This window comes from Streptomyces caeni (assembly GCF_042678285.1).
Lineage (GTDB): Bacteria > Actinomycetota > Actinomycetes > Streptomycetales > Streptomycetaceae > Streptomyces > Streptomyces caeni.
The window spans coordinates 31,474-48,431 of record NZ_JBHUDX010000050.1; the positions used below are offsets into that span (position 1 = coordinate 31,474).

Genomic DNA, 16,958 nt, shown 5'->3' on the forward strand with positions numbered 1-16,958 from the left:
CTCCGTCACTCGTACGAGGCACCTTCGCCACTGAAGGTGAGTAACGCATCGCATAGCGTTACGCTCACACAATGCACACCAGGCCCACCCCCGGACCGTCCCGCCGCCCCCGCCGGAGCCGCTTCCCCTCTTCCGCGTTCTCCCTTACCCCGCTCCGCCCGCCGCGCTTGCTGCGGGCGAGCGGCGCCCTGCTCGCCGCTGCAGGGCTGCTGGTCTCGGCCTGCTCGCACGGGGGCTCGACGACGGCGACGGCGCAGGCGGGACTGGCCGCGCTGCCCCGGTCCACACCGGCGGCGCTGACCCCGTACTACACGCAGAAACCGGCCTGGCGGGAATGCGGAGTCCCAAGCTTCGAGTGCGCCACGATGAAGGTGCCGCGCGACTACGGCCGCCCGGCCTCGGGCACCGTCCGACTGGCCCTCGCCCGCAAGAAGGCCACCGATCAGGGCAGGCGCCTCGGCTCCCTGCTGGTGAACCCGGGCGGGCCCGGGGGATCGGCGGTGGGCTATCTGCAGCAGTACGCGGGCACCGGCTACCCGGCGGAGATCCGCGCCCGCTACGACCTGGTCGCCGTCGACCCGCGCGGTGTGGCCCGCAGCGAGCCCGTCAAGTGCCTCAGCGGCCCCCAGATGGACGCGTACACGCAGACCGACATCACCCCCGACGACCAGCAGGAGAGGAACGCACTGGTCGACGCGTACAAGCGGTTCGCGGAGGGCTGCGGCCGCCAGTCGCCGGCCCTGCTGCGCCATGTCTCCACGGTCGAGGCGGCCCGCGACATGGACATCCTGCGGGCGGTGCTGGGCGACCGGAAGCTGACCTATGTGGGGGCGTCGTACGGGACGTTCCTCGGGGCGACCTATGCGGGGCTGTTCCCGGACCGGGTCGGCCGGATGGTGCTGGACGGTGCGATGGATCCGGCCCTGTCGGCCCGCAAGCTCAACGAGGGCCAGACGGCGGGCTTCGAGGAGGCGTTCCAGTCCTTCGTCAAGGACTGCCTCCGGCAGACCAGCTGCCCGCTGGGCGTCCCCGGCACCTCGCCCGAGAAGGCCGGCCGGAAGCTGAAGGCGTTCTTCCGGAAGCTCGACGCGTCCCCCCTCCCTACGGGCGACTCGGGAGGCCGCAAGCTGGGCGAGGCCCTGGCCACGACGGGGGTGATCGCGGCGATGTACGACCAGGCGGCCTGGCCCCAGCTGCGCGAGGCGCTGACCTCGGCGATGCAGACGGGCGACGGCGCCGGGCTGCTCCTCCTGTCGGACACCTACTACGAGCGCGGCGCGAACGGGCAGTACTCCAATCTGATGTTCGCGAACGCGGCCGTGAACTGCCTGGACCTGCCGCCGGCCTTCTCGAACCCGCAGGAGGTACGGGACGCGCTCCCGACGTTCGAGAAGGAGTCACCGGTGTTCGGGGAAGGGCTGGCCTGGGCATCGCTGAACTGCGCCTACTGGCCGGTGGAGGCGACGGGCCGACCGCACCGCATCGAGGCCAAGGGCTCGGCGCCGATCGTGGTCGTGGGCACGACCCGCGACCCGGCGACCCCCTACGCCTGGGCACGGTCCCTCGCCTCACAGCTCTCCGCGGGCAGGCTCCTCACCTACGACGGCGACGGGCACACGGCATACGGCCGCGGCAGCACCTGCATCGACTCGGCGATCGACGCGTATCTGCTCCGGGGCACCCTGCCGGCGAAGGGGAAGCGCTGCTCGTAGTACCACCGGCCCACCCCGGCACCGCCGGCCCCGGCCCCTCCCGCCCCGGGCGGGACCGGCCGTCCCGGGACATGGTCGGAGCACCCCCGGAAACTGTGTAGACTTACCGACGTTGCTGATCGCACCATAGTGCGGCAGCGCGCCGCCTTAGCTCAGATGGCCAGAGCAACGCACTCGTAATGCGTAGGTCTCGGGTTCGAATCCCGAAGGCGGCTCCAATGAGACCCAGATCAGACCCTATCTGACCTGGGTCTTTTTCTTTTCCTTTACGTTTTACCGGTAGGTGGTGGGGACCTTCGGAAGGCCGCCAGATCCAAGGGGTGGCCAAGGGGTGGCCATTTGGACGGAGACGGCGCAGCGCCACCGCAACGGGGGGGCGAGGAGTGGCCGAACAGCTGACGTTGGCGAGGGCTGCGGGAATGGCACGGGTGGTGGCGCGGCCGCGATTCGGGACGGCTGTCCGCCCGTGCCTCCCTTGTAGGCACTCGACAAGGGCTGATGGTTGGGGGAGCGCGCGGTTACCTCCTACGCTGGGTCGCGTGTCGGATGTGAAGAGCACCGTGAAGTTCAAGGCGTTGGTGACGGAGACGACCGCCGTACTGCTGACGCGTGGCCTGGAAGTGGAGCCGGTGGCGGTACGGGACGTCGTAGCGCACATGGTCGAGATGCTCGCACAGCAGACGGGGATGGACGCCGAGGAGGCGGTCCACCTGGTCACCTCGGAAACCGTGGCGGACGCGATCGTGAGAGCCTCGGACCAGACGCGCGAAGGTGCGGAGGCGGTTCACGCTGTGCGTCCGGTCAGGGTGGATGCACGCACCGTCTCGGCGGCGGTACGTGTTCTGGGGCGCCTCGTCATGGCTGCGGCGCAGGCCGGCAAGTACGCGAGCCTGAACGGCGACGGCCGTAAGGCGGAGCAGGCGATGGACCTGGTGACTGAACTTGGAGCGGCCCTCGCGGTCGACCGAGCCGACGGGGAGACCGAGGTCCCCGTCGGGCTGCTGGACGAGCTGGCACAGGTGGTCGAGTCCGTGGCAGCGAAGATCGAGTCCGAGAGATGGAGCATCTGCCCTTGCGGGGAGGTGCACGAGCAGGACGAGGTAGACGTCGAGGTCGTGCCGGTCATGCGTGGCGACGCAGCGCTGGCTCGTCGGCTGCGTTCTCGGGCGGGCGCATAACCGGCAGATCGTACGTCTGGTGCCGGCTTGGGGTTCGGCATCAACGACTATCACCTACCAGCGATGCTGATCCCGCAGGTCAGCGAGGGTGGGGGTCTGCCTTGCCAGGCGGTGTAGGTATCCCAGAAGTCCAGTTCGCCGACCGGCAGCCGTGGCGTACCTCGCCGCGCGGCTTGTAGTCGCATCTCTGTCGCGGCACCTGGAAGCTCATTGCGGTGGCGGGGCGGGCCATCAGGTTCACCTACGCTTCGTCCGCGTCAGTGGGGTGCGGCAGGGCAGCATTGACGATGGCGACGGCCGCAGCGCCTGCGAATCCGTGATGGCTAGTCAGCTGCCCTATCACCGCGCGACGGAGGAGGACTGGAAGGACGCTCCTGGCGGGTACCTGCGGTGCGGCCACCGGCTGCCTGCTCAGGTTGCGCCGACGGGTCGCCGCCTGGCTGCATGATTCGATGGCGCCAGGGAGGGCACACAGCAGGCTGTCTGCTACGTCCGGTCCTACCCCGATGGCGACCAAAGTCTCGGCGGCTAACTGGACGACAGCCTGGGGCACCGCTTCGGGCTCTCTCCACGTACTCACGCCGACGGCCGCAACTTCAAACCAGCCACCGAGTTGGTCTGGGGCGTTGTCCCATACCTTCTCCGCAACTTCTGCCCACAGCGGTCTCGATGCGTCTATCGCCCATAGCTGGGGCCGAGCGAACAGGATCGCGGCGCCGACTGGCTGCCATCCCTTCGCGGCCGCCACCTCCGCTATGTCGGCCAACGCAATCGGCAGGTCCACGACACAGGCCTTGAACAGGCTGTGGATATCTCGGTTGTGGCGTTCGTCAGTGAACTCAGGGTAGGCGCTCAGCTCCTTGAGTACGTGCAGGAGAGCGACGGTGCCGAAGGTGGGGATGCCTGCGCGGATGAGCAGGTCGCGCAGGGCCGCATCGTCACACCACAGGGCCGCATCTGTGTCGAGGGCGTGCTGTGCGGCCGAGAGCCAGGCAGTGTCCGCTTCGTCGGGAGCGCTGGCAATGCAGAGGCGGCCACGGATCCCGGCGAGGTCCGGGACTTCAACTGGCCGCAAGCTCGGGATGATTTGGGAGAAGGCGGCGGCCTGATGTGCCAGATGCTCCTTGTCCTGGTCGGAGTACTCGGAGATGGTGAAGCGCCCGCCCCTCACCCCGAGTTGTCCCGACGAGAGCAGCATCTCGTTGAGGGCGTACCGGGTCCTGATGATGTCGTCATAGACCGCCGTTGTGGTGGGCGTGGCGGCGAAGACTGCTCGTAGCTGGTCGAACCGGTCAGAGATCAGCGAGACAACTGCCAGGGCGCTGACGTCCAGGACGGCGGTGCGGTTCAGAGCGTCGCGCACGGCCTTGATCTCTGCGGCCACGTGTGTGTCGTTAATACTCGAGGCGGGGATGAAGCCAGGAGCCCGCTGGGCGAACGCGAGAGCGACCGGGCGCCCTGCTGCCCATGCCAGCATTCCCATGGGGACGGCTCCACAGCGCACAGCGTCGGCGGCCGCATCGAGCAATGCCTCGCGGGGGCCGAGGTCTTGCTCGACGCGCCGCACGAGGTCTTCCGCGTCGCCGGGCACCATCGTGAGGGCTTTACTCGCTGGCGGATCGGCCAGCAGCGCCCGCAGCCTCATCCTGAGGGCTTCGGGCAGCACCAGTCGACGCGCCGTGGCGCGCGATTCCGCCTCGCTGACCGCGGTGCACGAGGGCGTCGTGTCGTCCTGCGACGGCTCAGCCGTGGCGAACAGCAGACCGGCCAGGATGGCGCCTGTCAATTCTGCATCCTCGGAGCGGTAGTGCTCGGCAAGGCCGATCGCTGTCTCCGCCAGCGTCTCTGTCCAGCCGGACCAGCCGACCAGCATGAGCCAGGACCGTGCGTCGTCCGCGTTGCGGATCTGTGGCGCGAATCGGTTGAGCGTGTCCCGCGCGGCCTCAGGGTTGCGGCCGTTGAGCTGAGCTCGGATCGCTGCCCAAGCGAAGGGGAGCGCGGTCTGCGGAAGGACACCGGCGGCGCCCTCAAGCGCGGTGATGTGTTCGATTCCCACGGCTTCGGCCAGCCCGACGAGAGCGTGCTCTTCCATGTCGCTCCAGTCCGACCGGTCGTTGGCCCACTGGACGGCCAGGCCGCGCAGGTGACGGCGCATACTGGTGGGCAGGAACGGTCGGCTCAGCAAGGTCAGGGCCCTGAGGCGGGCCTGCTCCGTTGCGCCGGAGCGGTCCCACAGCTCGACCGCGAGTACCCTCGGGCGGGTGTCACCGAAGCGCAGCCCTGCCCGCTCGGCGGCTTCGGCCGCCAGCACGAGATGCCCTTCGCGCTCATACAACTCCACGAGTCCCATGGCGGCCACGGCACTGCTGTTCTCCCATGCGCGCAGACGTCTGATTGCGGCCTCCGTCGCACCCTGGGCTGCTTCGGCCGCGGCCCGGCGCGTCTGGTAGATCGCTTCGGGTATGACACCTCGCTCGCGGGCCTCGTCGAGGTATGGAACCGGCCAAACGCCGAGGCCGGACAGGGCGAATGCTGCGATGCCCCGTTGGTCGTCGTCGGTAGCGCTGACAGCGGCCGCTTCCCACGCCGCGATGCGGCTCTCGCGGCTGCTGCCAGGGTCCGCATCGGCCGCAAATGCGTCCAACTGGAGCTTCGCGCCATCGCTGGTCAGCCCCGTGGCGATCGTCTCCACGAGATCGGGCCGACCAGCTTTGTACGCCAACCGCGCTGCTTCCAACTGCAGCGGCTCGCAGGTGGTCTCCGGCTCTTGTGCCTCGCCTTCCGGCTCGGCAATCGCGGTATGGATGGCCGCGATGACATCTTCAGCCATCAGCCGGGCTTCAAGCAGGACGACGGCGGCAGAGGTGCTGGGTCCGTGCCAACGGCGGTAGCCGGCGCGCGCGGCATTGGCCAGGCGCTGGGCGCGGCCGGTGTCGAAGGACGCCTGCCGTGCTGTTCCCGTCGCGCTGCGACGGAGCAGGCACCGGGCAAGATCGAGTTGCAGGCTCGGCTCATCTGGGGCGATGCGCAGGGCCCTTTCGAGCATGTCCTCGCCGTCGTCGTGCCGGTCGCCTGCGAAGTGGCAGTACGCTGCGAACCGCAGGACATTGACGTCTCTGGCAGCGGCGGGATCTCCCGCCGCGAGCGATCGCGCCACGATGTCCGGCAGATGCGCGGGGTGATACCCGCCAGTGTCGATCAGCGCCCGGGCCGCGGACACCAGCAGGGTGGCACCTGCTTCTTCCGCAGCTGCCGCCAGGATGCGGGCCCGGTCGGGCGCATACGCGACGGCGGTGACTGCAGCGAGTGCGAGCAGGTGGCCGTCGTCGGGGGCCGTGGCGGCAGCGCGCTCGAGTGCATCGGTGGCGATTAGTCCGAGTTCGTGTGCGCAGGCATAGGCGGCTACCGCTTTCCACGCACCCTCCTCGTGCCGGGGCTGAAGGCAGGCAAGCCAGTTCGGCGGTTGAGTGAGGAGTTCGGTGACGGCGCGGGCAGGGTCGTCGGCATCGGCAAGGAACAGTGCCAGGGGCAGGGCGTAATCGGCGTCGGCACGGTGATCGCGCAGCAGGCGGATGCGGGCATCGCTCGGGAGACGGTCGACTGCCACCTGGAGGGGATCGGCGCCCTGCTCGGGCTGGGCTGGGCAACTCAGTGCCTCGGCGTTGGCGTCGTCGATCTGCTGGTGGGCAGGGACGAAGACTTTGTAGTGCTTGCCAGTGGAGACGAGCGTGTCGGCGTTGACGTGCTGCCAGTGAACGCGTTCTGTCTCCGGATCGAACAGCATGACCGTGACCGGAAGCGAGTGGTTCTCCCAGTACGCCACATGAGCGGCGTCGCAGGGAAACCACCATCCGCCCTCGGAAGCAGTGGCGAACTGGCTTTCCCCTGACTTGATCTGCACGGCGAGCAGTCGGCCGGTCGCGCCGCCGGTGGTCTTGGCGGCCAAGCTGGCGCCGGTGACGACTTCGAGGTGGGCATCGACGCCGACATCGCTGGTCTCCTGTTCCCGGAACAACCACCCCAGCTGGGTGGTCACGAGATAGCTCGTCCTGGCGACTCCGGCTCGATCGACGAGATGAGTCGGGCGGACTGTCGTCACGGTGTTGCTCCTCACGCCCGGCTTACGGATGCCGTCAGGCACTACTCGGCTGAGCCTAGGCGGGGGTACTGACACTCCCGGGTACGGGCAACATCCCTGGGACGTCGCCGAGCACAGCTGGCATTCCCGGTAGCGGCCGACGGAACCCTGGAATGGTGGTGCCGCATTGGTGGCGTTGCACGGAGCCCTGAAGGTCAGCCCCGTCGGCGTGAGCCGGTGGAGCGCACCTTGGTCTGGAACCACGGCACCTGCTCCGTGTACAGCAGTTCGCAGAGCTCTACAAGTTCCACCGGACCCACCCGAGCATCGCCAATGCCCGACCGCTGCATCCCTTTACAGCGCCGATCGCCGATCCGGATGAATGGACAGAGTCATGAGGGGGTCCTGCCGTGGTGTGCTGGGGGCTCCCCTCATGAGTGGGCTATGCGGTGTGCGCTTCGTCGGTTCCTTCGTCCGGCGTGCGTTCTGGCGTGCTGGGTTTGCGCATGGCAGGAAGCTTGGCCTGGCCGTCCCCGTGTGAGCGGCCTCGGGCACGGGTACGGGGTACCAGCTTGACGACGGCCTCGGCGGCGGCACGGGCGAGGTCGTCGAGGACGGCCTGGTAAATGTCCCGGGTGATGCGGGTGTCGCTGTGCCCGAGGGTGTCGGAGACGACCTTGATGTCGATCCCGGCCGCGAGCATCAGCGTCGCGGCGCCGTGGCGGAGGTCGTGCAGGCGGATGGGCGGCAAGTCGGCGGCGGCCACCAGGCGCTCGAAGAGGTCGGAGACCTTGCCGGGGTGGAGCCAGGAGCCGTCCTCCTGGGTGAAGATCCGGCCCGTCAGCTTCCACTTGTCGCCGGCCTCGCGCCGTTCCTTGTCTTGCTGGCGCTTGTGGTCTCGCGCGTACTGGAGGGACTCGCTGTCCAGCGCGACGAGGCGGATTCCGGAGTTGGTCTTCGGCGCACCCTCGATGACCTCCCAGCCGTCCTGGACGAGCTGGGTGGCAACGGACAGTGACGCGCTGCCGAGATCTAGATCCATCCAGCGGAGCCCGCAGGCTTCACCCCGTCGAAGGCCCCGGAACGCGATCAGATGCCACAGAAGGTACAAACGGCTTCCGGCGATGAAGTCCAGGAAGCGGCCCGTCTGCTCGGGCGTCCAGACCATCACCGGGGATGGCTTCTCCCCGGTAGCCAGCCAGTGTTCTACTCGCTCGTCAGTCCACACCAGCGCCTTGGGCTTGGCGCCGGGTTCCAACTCGACGTGCTCGGCAGGATTGAAGTTGGCCATCTCCTGCTGCGCGATGGCGACATTGAGGGCCGCACGCAGCGTGGCCTTGATGTGCGCCTGGGTGCTGGCGCCGGTAACCCGGCGGAACGGCGGCATCGCGTCGATCGACGCCTGGAGCCACTTGCGACGGGCCCGGTTTTCGGCGCCCTTCCACGGGACGGTCTTCAACAGCTCGATCGCGGACCGCCGCTGGGCGTTCTGCTCCACGATCTCGATGTTGGCCTCGTTGATTGCGTCGAACATCTTGTCCAGATGGTGCACACGCAACTTGTCCAGACGTATCTCACCCAGGTGGGGCTTGAGGTGGACGCGCACATCGCACTCATAGCGCTTGAGGCCGGTGACACGAAGGCGTTTGCGCCCCGCGAGCCAGATGTCGAGCCACTCGCCAACGGTCATCCTGGAGTTCAGGCTCTGGCCGACCGCGAAGCGGCGACGGGTCTCGTCGTAGTCCGGCAGGGGCTCCTTGGCCTTGGAGCAGGCTTCGAGTAGATCGCTGATGGCTATCTGCCCGGCGGTGTCGTCCTCCTCCGGTATCGCCATGAGCGCGCTGACCTTGTTCAGCTCCTCCGTAGCGGCGGCGGAGGTCGCGAACCCTGACCGGCGGAAGCGCCGACGCTTTCCGTCCTCACCCGGGACCAACTCCTGCACGACGCTCCAAGCGCCGTGCCGCTTGTTGGCGCGTTTCGGGCATTGCGTGCCGTAGGGATTGCCAGTCTCAGGGTTGCGACAAGAGCACCGGCGGGTGACCGTTCCGTTCACGCATCGTCCTTGGAAGTGGTTTCCGGCTGGTCAACAAAGGCAAGGGCAGCGGGCAGGACCGGGGGCACTAGGCCCCGCTCGCGCATGCCCTCGCGGTATGAACGCAGCGCCCGGCAGTCGTCGAAAGCGAGCTGCTCGTAGCCGGCGGCGGTCTCCAGAAGATCCGCGCGACGGACCGGGTCGAGCGTGGTGCTTGCCTTCCGCCGCCTGTCCTTCGCCATGGATGTCGAGACCGCAGCGGCGGCCACCGCGTCGCTGTGTGCCCGGAAGACGTCGAGCAGCTCGCGTGGGCTGCCCTTGGGCGCGGCTTCTGACGAGGCCGTCTCGCCGGTGAACCAGGCAAGGCCGTCCCAGGTCGAGACCGGCTGGCCCGGGAGTACGTCCACCGTGGGCGTGGCGTCGAGGGGGAACAGCAAGGTGATGGGCGGAACACCGAGGACATCGGCCAGGACGAGGAACTCCGCGAGGTCGACCGAGCCACGGCGTCCGGTCTCCAGATTCGTGATCGTCGTCTTCGGTACAGCCAGACCCCGGGCGGCGCAGGCGTCGGCCGTTTCCGCCACCGTGAGCCCGGCCGCCTTGCGGGCCCGTCGCATTTGCTCGGCGACGCGGGCGGTGAGTCGCGTCGACCAGTCATCGGTTGTCATAGCTACAACTTACGACGAGAAAAAAGGTGACTGCAACATCTGTGATAAACGTTCCGTCGCTGGAGCACCTGCACGGGATCGGAGTACATCATGGCTACACCTAACGCTGGTCGTGGATCGCAGGCCCTGACGCGTGCGGAGATTCTCGCCCTCCCCGCCGCGATCGACCTCGACACTGCTAACCGCGCGTTTGCCCTCGGCCGTAGTACCGGGTATGCGCTGGCCAAGCGCGGTCAGTACCCGTGCAGGGTGCTCCGCGTCGGCAACACCTACCGCGTGATCACCGCCGACCTGCTCAGCATCCTCGGCATCGGAAGCACCGACGAGAAGACTGGCTCGACACCAGCCATTGCTGCGGCCCAGGCCAAGGGCCAGGCAGCGTAACCAGCCAGACCGCCCGCTGCCGGACGGCGCCAGCGTCATCTACCCGGTGCCGTCGCGCCGCGAGCATCGATCGCGTCCAGGAGATTTCGTAGAGGCTGGTCATCGGAGAGGTGGCCGAGCCCGAAGCCGGTCAATAGCAACTCGTCCAGGGCGTCGGCGTAGTAGCGGATGGCCGCGGTGATCCCGGCACGCGTGTATGGAGCGGGGGCTGAAGCCAGCCGTGCCGCCCACGCGTCCCATCGGGTGCCCCCGAAGCGGTGGTGGTTGGTCCCGGCCTCGCGATCACGGATCAGCATGGCGATGACAAGAATGTGGCGGGCGAGTTGGAGCGTCAGGTGGGCGCCAATCAGCATGTCACCGCGAGTAGCCCGAACGGCAGCGAGCACGGCGTCGAACCGGAATGCGTTGACCAGCCCGGTCACGGTGTCCTCGATCCCCTCGGCTGGGGCGGACATCGGTACAGGTTCGTATCCGCTGGAAGGAGGCACCACGGCGATGTCGAGACGACGCAGATCGAAAAGCACGAGGCGGATGACGTACTTGTCGGCCGTGTCGCTGCGATGGGAAGCGAACGCGGGGGCGAGGGAGTCCTCAACCTGCCGACAGAAGTCCTCTGCCACGGCAGCCGGGTCCTCGGCCACCAGAAGCAGATCAAGGTCGGACCATACGTCGGCGTCCAGCGCAGGGTCGTTCGCGGATCCATACGTGCGAAGTGCCCGGATGCGCTCATCGCCGGCGGCGATCCGGGACAACTCCGGCAGGATCTGAGCCTGCCAGCCGAGCGGTGGCAGGTCGGGCTTGCTGGCGCGCATTTCGCCGCTCCCGTCCTCGGTGGATCTGGGTGTCGCCGTCTGTCGGGGGTCAGTCACACGCAGCCATTTGGGCTTCCGCGATGTCCGACCACCGAGGGAATCGGTTCAGAACGACCATCCGCGTCGATCGGCAAGCCATCGCAGGGCGGCTTCGCCGCTCCACGTCTGGTGCTGGCGCAGAAACGGGGAGCCGAAATCGGGCGGAGGCTGTGCACCGGAGACGAGAAAGAAGCCTGAGAGGGCGGCCAGAGCGGCATCGAACTGGTCGCCGGATACGCCGCGGGCGGTGGGATGGGCAGCGAACAGGGCTGACCCGTCATGGCCGTCTGCGTGCGCGGTGGTCAGCAGCGGTACCAGATCGAACCAACTGGACCCCAAACAGGGCCAGTTCCAGTCACAAATCCATGCTGCTGAGTGTGCGTCGATCAGCACGTTGTCCTGGCGCAGGTCGTAGTGCAGTACCGCGTGACCGGAGACGGCTGGCTTCCAATTGCTCTCCAGTTCGGCCAGCGCGTCAAGCAACTCCAGCGGTACCCACGCGGGCAGGAGATCCACCTTGATGGTGCCACCGGCCAGGGCCCGCCAGTCATCGAAGTCTCCACTGGCCTCGACGTGCTTGAGACCAAGTTTCAGCATCGACGCCGACGGCGACGCGAGCACCTCGGCCACAGTCGCGTAGGCGTCCAGGCTGGCGGTCAGCTCAGTCAGCCGCCACGGCTCCTCGGGCATCCGACCGCCCTCCACGGCCTCGAACCCCAACACCACCCACCCGTCCCGCTCCTCGCTCCAGAGCAGTCGTGGCGCCGGCACCGCCTCGGGCAGCGCCCGGTTGATTTCCGCCTCTCGCCGGTAGCAGTCAGCGATCACACCGGAGTCCACGCTGCTCACCGCTTTGACGAACTGGGTGCCGGCTGTTCCGTGGACCACGGCGGCGAAGCCGCGGGTGAACCCGCTTCCGGCACTCGGCTCGGCGGTCACCTCTCCACCCAGATGCCGTGAGATCAGGTGATGGACATGCTGGGGCAGCTCCTCCCAGTCGGGACGTAATGCGGTGGAGCCGTACCTGGGACGCGGGGTGATGATGTTCACCATGCAGCCACAATGGGGCAGCCGCATGCCGCAACACCACCGAGATTGTCGGTTCGAGATGATCCCGTCTGATGCATGATCTGCCCCAGAAGGGATGGTCTGGAGTGATGCATCAGCGCAGGGTAGCCCTGGTCGGGTCGGCTCATCCGGAGCTTGTCTCCGGGGTGGTCCAGATGCGTCCCGAAGATGCGATGTTCGACGCGATGCTGCAGGACGAGACGGTCGCCGACCGATGAGGAAGTAGCTCATGGACATACGACACTGCAAGGAAGAAGATCTTGAACTCCTGGAGAGGCACATGCCCTCGCCCGGACAGACCCGACGCCACGCGATGCGGTTCGAAAAGCAACAGCAAGGACTGAGCACCTTCCTGGTTGCCTGGTCCGATGGAATCCCCGTCGGGACGGCTCAGGTTCTGTGGCAAGGGTGCACAGCACCCGAAGTACGCGACCGCTTCCCCAGATGCCCCGAGCTGAACGGTCTGGGAGTCTGGCCGCCGCAGCTGCGATCCCAGGGCATCGGAACGGCCATCATCCGCGCAGTGGAGACGCAGGCCCGCCGCAGTGGCCACCAGTAGATCGGCCTGGGCGTGGACGACCTGAACCACCGAGCAGCCGCGCTCTACCTCCGCCTCGGCTACCAGGAGACTGGCTGCCGCTACCTCGACCGCTACCACTACATCGACGACAACGGCTTGCGACACGAGGTTGCCGACCCTGCACGGTTCCTGATTAAGCAGCTCGCCGGACAGCCAAGCTGACTCCGACCCGCCGACATGACCGGCAGCGGGGAGGTCTGATGTGAGGTGCGGAGGGGTACGGTTTACGCGACGTGCGTCTCCTGGTGTTTCCGGCTTCAACGGTTTCCGGCTTCAACGGAAGCCGATCTGCTTACCACAACTCGCCGAAGTGTCAAGGCATCTTGCCGGGCCAGCCTACGGACAGACTGTCCTCACACAGCTCTTGTCGGGTGGAAGGCTTCTTTTTCACTGAGGCCACTACCAGGTGAGGTTGTCGTCATGGCGCGTCGTAGTCCCGAACGTCCGACGTACGGATTCACGGTTGCGGCTGCTGTCGACGCTGTCCCTGCCGCACGCCGCCAAGTTGTCTCGCTGGCCCGTGATCTGGACCTTCCGCTGTCGGACCAGACACTGGAGACCGTCGAGTTGCTCGCTGGCGAGGTGATCGCTAACGCTGTCCTGTACACGGATGCTCCGTGCGACGTCTCTGTGACGCAGACCGATGAACGGCTTCGTGTCGAAGTCACGGACACGGATGCATCGTTGCCAAGAACTGTTGAGGCCGGGCCGAACGACGAGAGCGGTCGGGGCCTCCTGCTCGTGAGCGCCTTGGCGGATGCCTGGGGGACCCAACCGGAACCCCTGGGCAAGACGACATGGTTCGAGATCACGCCGGAGCCATCGGCCGAGGACACCGGCGACTACCGTGCGGATGCACCGCCTTCACCTCACGCGGGTGACGGTGCCGTCCGACGAACCGAGTGTGACGCTCGTATGGCCTTGCCGGCCGACTCGCGGTTGTCGTTCGGCGCAGCAACTGCTGGGAAGCAACGTCAGGCTGCCTGAGGCTGTGATCCGAAGCGGATCACTTGTCGGGTCCGGCAAGCTCTTCGGTCAGGGTTCGGAGCACTTCAAGGCTCGGTGCCGCTTGGTCGAGGGTTTGGGAGCTTCTGCCGCTGGCTTCCGCGAGCCGTCCGAGGCGTTCGTCCAGCTTCTTCACCGCACGGGACTGAGCCACGGCGTCGACGCCTCCAATGCTGAGGAGCAGTACGCCAGCACCAACGGCGATTGAAGTCGCGGGGAGCGAGACCGAGGTTCCACGAAGTCGACCTAGGGTCACGGACCTTCCTGCCAGCGCCTTCGCGGTGGCAGACGCAGTTGTCGCGATTACTGCGTCTGCCACCGAAGACGGCGAGTCCATGTTCTTCGACGCGGGCCGGAACTGGGCACGGACGCTCTCGTCAAACTGGCCGAGCCGGCCATGAACGTCCTCGATTTCAGCACGGAGCTCGGCGGTGGACTGAGTGATGCGCTCGCCCAGGGTCCTGGCGACGTCAGGCTTCTCCTTGTGATACTCGAAGGCGATCTCGGCGAGTCCGAACTGGACCGTAGCCGCGTAGCACTTCGCCATCAGGTCGAGGTACAGCATCGCCTCTTCCACCGCCGCCTTACTCAGGCTCTTCTCCGCCTTGCGTGGGGACCTCTGCTCGGCGTTCTCCAGCCTCGTGACCGCATCCTGGAGATGGCGAAGGCACTTGTGCCTCGCATCACCCAGACTGTTCCGCGTGACCGAGAAATCGCTCGCCTCGACGCCGCGCTCGCCGTGAGCACGTAGCCGAGCGACCAGATCCTCGACCTGCTCCACGGCATTCTCAACAGCACCGGTCCGGTCGGTCTGCAGGTGCTCGCGGATCTCGTCCAGCCCCTGCCGGATGGCCTTGATATCCCGGGCCATCTCGGCCGTCTGAGCTTGAGCCGCGATGGCACCCAGGATGGCCGCCCCACCTGACATGGCGGCCACACCCGTGGCGGGACGGATACGCATCAGACGCGTCACTCGGCCTCGGTCGTTACGGATAGAGCTCTGGATCCACCCCCCTCCCTCGGTGATCACCTTGCCGACCTTCATCACCTCGCGAGAGGTCTGGTCGAGTTCGACCAGATGGGCGGTCAGACGCTGAGACTCAATGAAGGACCGGACCGCAGGGTCCAGTGTCCGCACGAGAGCCGCCCATTCGCCGGAGGTGAGGTCGGCAACCCAGCGCCCCCAACGTGAACGCTTCATCTCGGACGGGGCACCGATCACGACGGCTCGGTCCTCCGCCACACAGACGACGATCTCTTCGGACTCATCGCTCAGCGACACTTCGTGCAGCCCCCTCGACCGGACTCGACATCCCGGCCGATTGTAGGGCTGGGTCCCGACATATTTCGGGCAAACGAATCAGCATCACCACCTCACGCACCGCGACGCCCCGGCGGTTGCTGCCTACCCGTTGATCTGAGCGGGAATGGTCGGTGTAGGCGGGCAGGCCCATTGCTAACGTCTCGGTACTACAGCCGAGGAGCCGTATGACAGCCCCGTTGTCCACCGCCACTCCCGTAGACTTACGGGTCCAGCACGTCGACACGGTACTTGAGAGAGTGGAGCGTTCTCTTCAGATCCGTTTCGACCGGAACACGATGGTGCGTAAGCGCCGGACGGTCGGCGTGCGTACGGACCGCGAGACCTGGGTTCGGATCGAGCGCCGCCCGTTCGACAAGATCGAGGGCCAGGGTTGGAACGGTGCCGAGTGCGCCGCATTGCTGGATGGGATCGAGAAGCCCGCTTGGTTCGGAGGCGTCGTCTGGAGTGACGCTGCTGAGGCGGTGATGTGGCGGGCTGATGAGACCGAGCTTCTCCCCGGGGCCCCTGTGAATGCGGGTACGGCATTGGCACTTTCGGATGAGTGGTGGGCGGCGCTGAACGCCTCGCTCGATGCGCTTGCCGCCCACCACACGACGCGCGTCGCTACGTCGGACACCGTGACCGTCACCCAAGCCGGGGTCACGGAGTCCATCCAAGCGGTGTTCCCGAGCGTCCGCGATACGACGATCCGGAACTGGGCGCCGGCGCACGCGGATCTCACTTGGGCGAACGTGACAGCCCCGCAGTTCTGCCTGTTCGACTGGGAAGACTGGGGGATGGCTCCCCGCGGGCTGGACTCTGCCTGGCTGTGGGGGAACTCGCTTGCCATCCCGGAACTGGCCGCGCGTGTACGCCGTGAGCGGCACCAGGACTTGGAAAGCCGGGACGGAAAGCTGATGGCGCTGTTCTTCTGCACCACGATCGTGGGCCCCCACACTGACCCGGATGACTCCCGGCTGGCGCTCGCCCAGCAGGAGACGAAACGGCTCCTGGCCGAACTGCAGGCGGATTGAGGGATGGTCCGGTCGTAGAGGAGCGCGTTGGAAGGCCGTTCCCAGCGAGGTCGTAGCCGTTGCCAACAGGGCGATCACGTGTGTGTTGCCGCCCAAAGCCGAGACGCCTGCACAACGGATGGACACGCACGGTCACGATCCAGACCCGTGTAACCTGCTGGGTGCCCGGTGCCGTGTTCCGCCTGGGACGACCGGGTTCGCAACGATCATCTTCGGCTTGGAGGACGGGTGGCAGTACAGCGGATCACGACCCGCAATGCCCGTTTCCAGCAGCTGCAGACGCTGCTCAACAACCGCACCAAGCGAGGGCGTGCCAAGGAGTTCCTGGTTCAGGGCGTACGGCCGATCACGATGGCTGTGGAGCACGGCTGGACCATTCGGTCCCTGCTCTATGACGCGAGCCGCCCGCTCTCCCGATGGGCCGAGGATCTACTGCGCGGTGTCGGCGCCGAGCGCGTCGCGATGGCGCCGCAGTTGCTCGGCGAGCTGAGCGAGAAGGCTGACGGGGCGGCGGAAGTCCTGGCAGTGGTCGAGATGGCGCCGGACAGCCTGTCGCGGATCAAGGTTCGCGACGACTTCCTCGGCCTGGTCTTCGACCGACCGACGCAGCCCGGCAACATCGGAAGTATCGTGCGATCGGCCGACGCCTTCGGCGCAAGTGGGCTCATCGTGACTGGGCACGCGGCGGACCCGTACGACCCCAAGTCGGTACGTGCCTCCACAGGTTCCTTCTTCGCCGTGCCCGTGGTGCGGAGCCAGTCGCACCACGAGGTCATGGAGTGGCTGGAGAAGGAGCGCGCTCAGGGGCGGCCGGTTGCCGTCGTCGGCACGGACGAGGACGGCGATGCCGAGGTTTCGGAATTCGATCTGACCCAACCGGTCCTGCTGCTCATCGGCAATGAGACCGCCGGCCTCAGCACCGCCTGGCGAGAGCTCTGTGACCACGTGATCAGCATTCCGATGACGGGCTCGGCCAGCTCCCTGAACGCGTCGAACGCCGCCTCCGTCATTCTCTACGAAGCGCGCCGTCAGCGTCTGGCGAAGCAGCGCACGGCGTGACCTTCC

Annotated in this window: 13 protein-coding genes, 1 tRNA gene and 1 pseudogene; 9 read left to right on the plus strand and 6 right to left on the minus strand. The window is 67.0% G+C overall.

Translation table 11 applies throughout. The features are described from left to right. Nucleotides 1–71 precede the first annotated feature (71 nt). From ACFSL4_RS18455 to ACFSL4_RS18465, 3 genes are all read left to right on the plus strand, one after another. The gene (locus tag ACFSL4_RS18455; protein WP_381083920.1) at nucleotides 72–1,712 is read left to right on the plus strand and encodes an alpha/beta hydrolase; all 1,641 of its coding nucleotides are present in this window, start codon (nucleotides 72–74) and stop codon (nucleotides 1,710–1,712) included. A gap of 141 nt (nucleotides 1,713–1,853) precedes the next feature. Further along, nucleotides 1,854–1,930 (plus strand) — tRNA-Thr (locus ACFSL4_RS18460). Between the two features lie 321 nt (nucleotides 1,931–2,251). Then, nucleotides 2,252–2,890, plus strand: a complete 639-nt coding sequence (locus tag ACFSL4_RS18465; protein ID WP_381083922.1) for a hypothetical protein — start codon at nucleotides 2,252–2,254, stop codon at nucleotides 2,888–2,890. 241 nt (nucleotides 2,891–3,131) lie between these two features. Here ACFSL4_RS18465 and ACFSL4_RS18470 read toward each other — a convergent pair whose 3' ends face one another. The 3 genes from ACFSL4_RS18470 to ACFSL4_RS18480 form a co-directional block, all read right to left on the minus strand. Further along, the gene (locus ACFSL4_RS18470; RefSeq protein ID WP_381083924.1) at nucleotides 3,132–7,064 is read right to left on the minus strand and encodes a DUF4365 domain-containing protein; all 3,933 of its coding nucleotides are present in this window, start codon (nucleotides 7,062–7,064) and stop codon (nucleotides 3,132–3,134) included. Nucleotides 7,065–7,410: 346 nt separating this feature from the next. Further along, nucleotides 7,411–9,021 carry a tyrosine-type recombinase/integrase gene (locus ACFSL4_RS18475; protein ID WP_381083926.1) on the minus strand — a complete coding sequence of 537 codons (1,611 nt, stop codon included), beginning with the start codon at nucleotides 9,019–9,021 and terminating at the stop codon, nucleotides 7,411–7,413. Continuing rightward, nucleotides 9,018–9,668: a helix-turn-helix domain-containing protein gene (locus ACFSL4_RS18480; protein ID WP_381083928.1), complete on the minus strand. Its 651-nt coding sequence runs from the start codon at nucleotides 9,666–9,668 to the stop codon at nucleotides 9,018–9,020. The genes ACFSL4_RS18475 and ACFSL4_RS18480 overlap by 4 nt, the downstream gene beginning before the upstream one ends. A gap of 90 nt (nucleotides 9,669–9,758) precedes the next feature. Between ACFSL4_RS18480 and ACFSL4_RS18485 the strand changes: the two genes are divergently transcribed. Next, entirely contained in the window at nucleotides 9,759–10,052 is a 294-nt protein-coding gene (locus ACFSL4_RS18485; RefSeq protein WP_381083930.1) for a hypothetical protein, read from the plus strand. A gap of 35 nt (nucleotides 10,053–10,087) precedes the next feature. On the opposite strand, the gene ACFSL4_RS18490 is transcribed toward ACFSL4_RS18485, so the two are convergent. Continuing rightward, a complete protein-coding gene (locus ACFSL4_RS18490) occupies nucleotides 10,088–10,864 on the minus strand; it encodes a hypothetical protein (RefSeq protein WP_381083932.1) in 777 nt (258 codons plus the stop codon). Between the two features lie 105 nt (nucleotides 10,865–10,969). Next, nucleotides 10,970–11,956, minus strand: a complete 987-nt coding sequence (locus ACFSL4_RS18495; RefSeq protein ID WP_381083934.1) for a phosphotransferase — start codon at nucleotides 11,954–11,956, stop codon at nucleotides 10,970–10,972. 104 nt (nucleotides 11,957–12,060) lie between these two features. Here ACFSL4_RS18495 and ACFSL4_RS18500 point away from each other — a divergent pair, with 104 nt between their 5' ends. From ACFSL4_RS18500 to ACFSL4_RS18510, 3 genes and pseudogenes are all read left to right on the plus strand, one after another. Next, entirely contained in the window at nucleotides 12,061–12,189 is a 129-nt protein-coding gene (locus tag ACFSL4_RS18500; protein WP_381083936.1) for a hypothetical protein, read from the plus strand. Between the two features lie 11 nt (nucleotides 12,190–12,200). Then, nucleotides 12,201–12,713, plus strand: a pseudogene (locus tag ACFSL4_RS18505) (GNAT family N-acetyltransferase). 258 nt (nucleotides 12,714–12,971) lie between these two features. Next, on the plus strand, nucleotides 12,972–13,538 hold the full coding sequence (locus ACFSL4_RS18510) for an ATP-binding protein (protein ID WP_381083938.1): 567 nt from the start codon (nucleotides 12,972–12,974) through the stop codon (nucleotides 13,536–13,538). A 19-nt stretch (nucleotides 13,539–13,557) separates the two neighbouring features. Here ACFSL4_RS18510 and ACFSL4_RS18515 read toward each other — a convergent pair whose 3' ends face one another. Continuing rightward, nucleotides 13,558–14,838, minus strand: a complete 1,281-nt coding sequence (locus ACFSL4_RS18515; protein ID WP_381083940.1) for a hypothetical protein — start codon at nucleotides 14,836–14,838, stop codon at nucleotides 13,558–13,560. A gap of 206 nt (nucleotides 14,839–15,044) precedes the next feature. Here ACFSL4_RS18515 and ACFSL4_RS18520 point away from each other — a divergent pair, with 206 nt between their 5' ends. Together ACFSL4_RS18520 and ACFSL4_RS18525 are read left to right on the plus strand one after the other, a co-directional pair. Then, on the plus strand, nucleotides 15,045–15,893 hold the full coding sequence (locus tag ACFSL4_RS18520) for a hypothetical protein (RefSeq protein ID WP_381083942.1): 849 nt from the start codon (nucleotides 15,045–15,047) through the stop codon (nucleotides 15,891–15,893). A gap of 228 nt (nucleotides 15,894–16,121) precedes the next feature. Beyond that, complete coding sequence (locus ACFSL4_RS18525) at nucleotides 16,122–16,952, plus strand: RNA methyltransferase (protein ID WP_381083944.1); 831 nt, start codon at nucleotides 16,122–16,124, stop codon at nucleotides 16,950–16,952. Nucleotides 16,953–16,958 lie beyond the last annotated feature (6 nt).

Excerpts from the sequence above, each read along its gene's own strand:
- ACFSL4_RS18485 (WP_381083930.1), top strand. The coding sequence starts at position 9,759 with ATGGCTACACCTAACGCTGGTCGTGGATCGCAGGCCCTGACGCGTGCG.
- ACFSL4_RS18495 (WP_381083934.1), bottom strand. The coding sequence starts at position 11,956 with ATGGTGAACATCATCACCCCGCGTCCCAGGTACGGCTCCACCGCATTA.
- ACFSL4_RS18490 (WP_381083932.1), bottom strand. The coding sequence starts at position 10,864 with ATGCGCGCCAGCAAGCCCGACCTGCCACCGCTCGGCTGGCAGGCTCAG.
- ACFSL4_RS18520 (WP_381083942.1), top strand. The coding sequence starts at position 15,045 with ATGACAGCCCCGTTGTCCACCGCCACTCCCGTAGACTTACGGGTCCAG.
- ACFSL4_RS18480 (WP_381083928.1), bottom strand. The coding sequence starts at position 9,668 with ATGACAACCGATGACTGGTCGACGCGACTCACCGCCCGCGTCGCCGAG.
- ACFSL4_RS18455 (WP_381083920.1), top strand. The coding sequence starts at position 72 with ATGCACACCAGGCCCACCCCCGGACCGTCCCGCCGCCCCCGCCGGAGC.
- ACFSL4_RS18500 (WP_381083936.1), top strand. The coding sequence starts at position 12,061 with ATGCATCAGCGCAGGGTAGCCCTGGTCGGGTCGGCTCATCCGGAGCTT.
- ACFSL4_RS18510 (WP_381083938.1), top strand. The coding sequence starts at position 12,972 with ATGGCGCGTCGTAGTCCCGAACGTCCGACGTACGGATTCACGGTTGCG.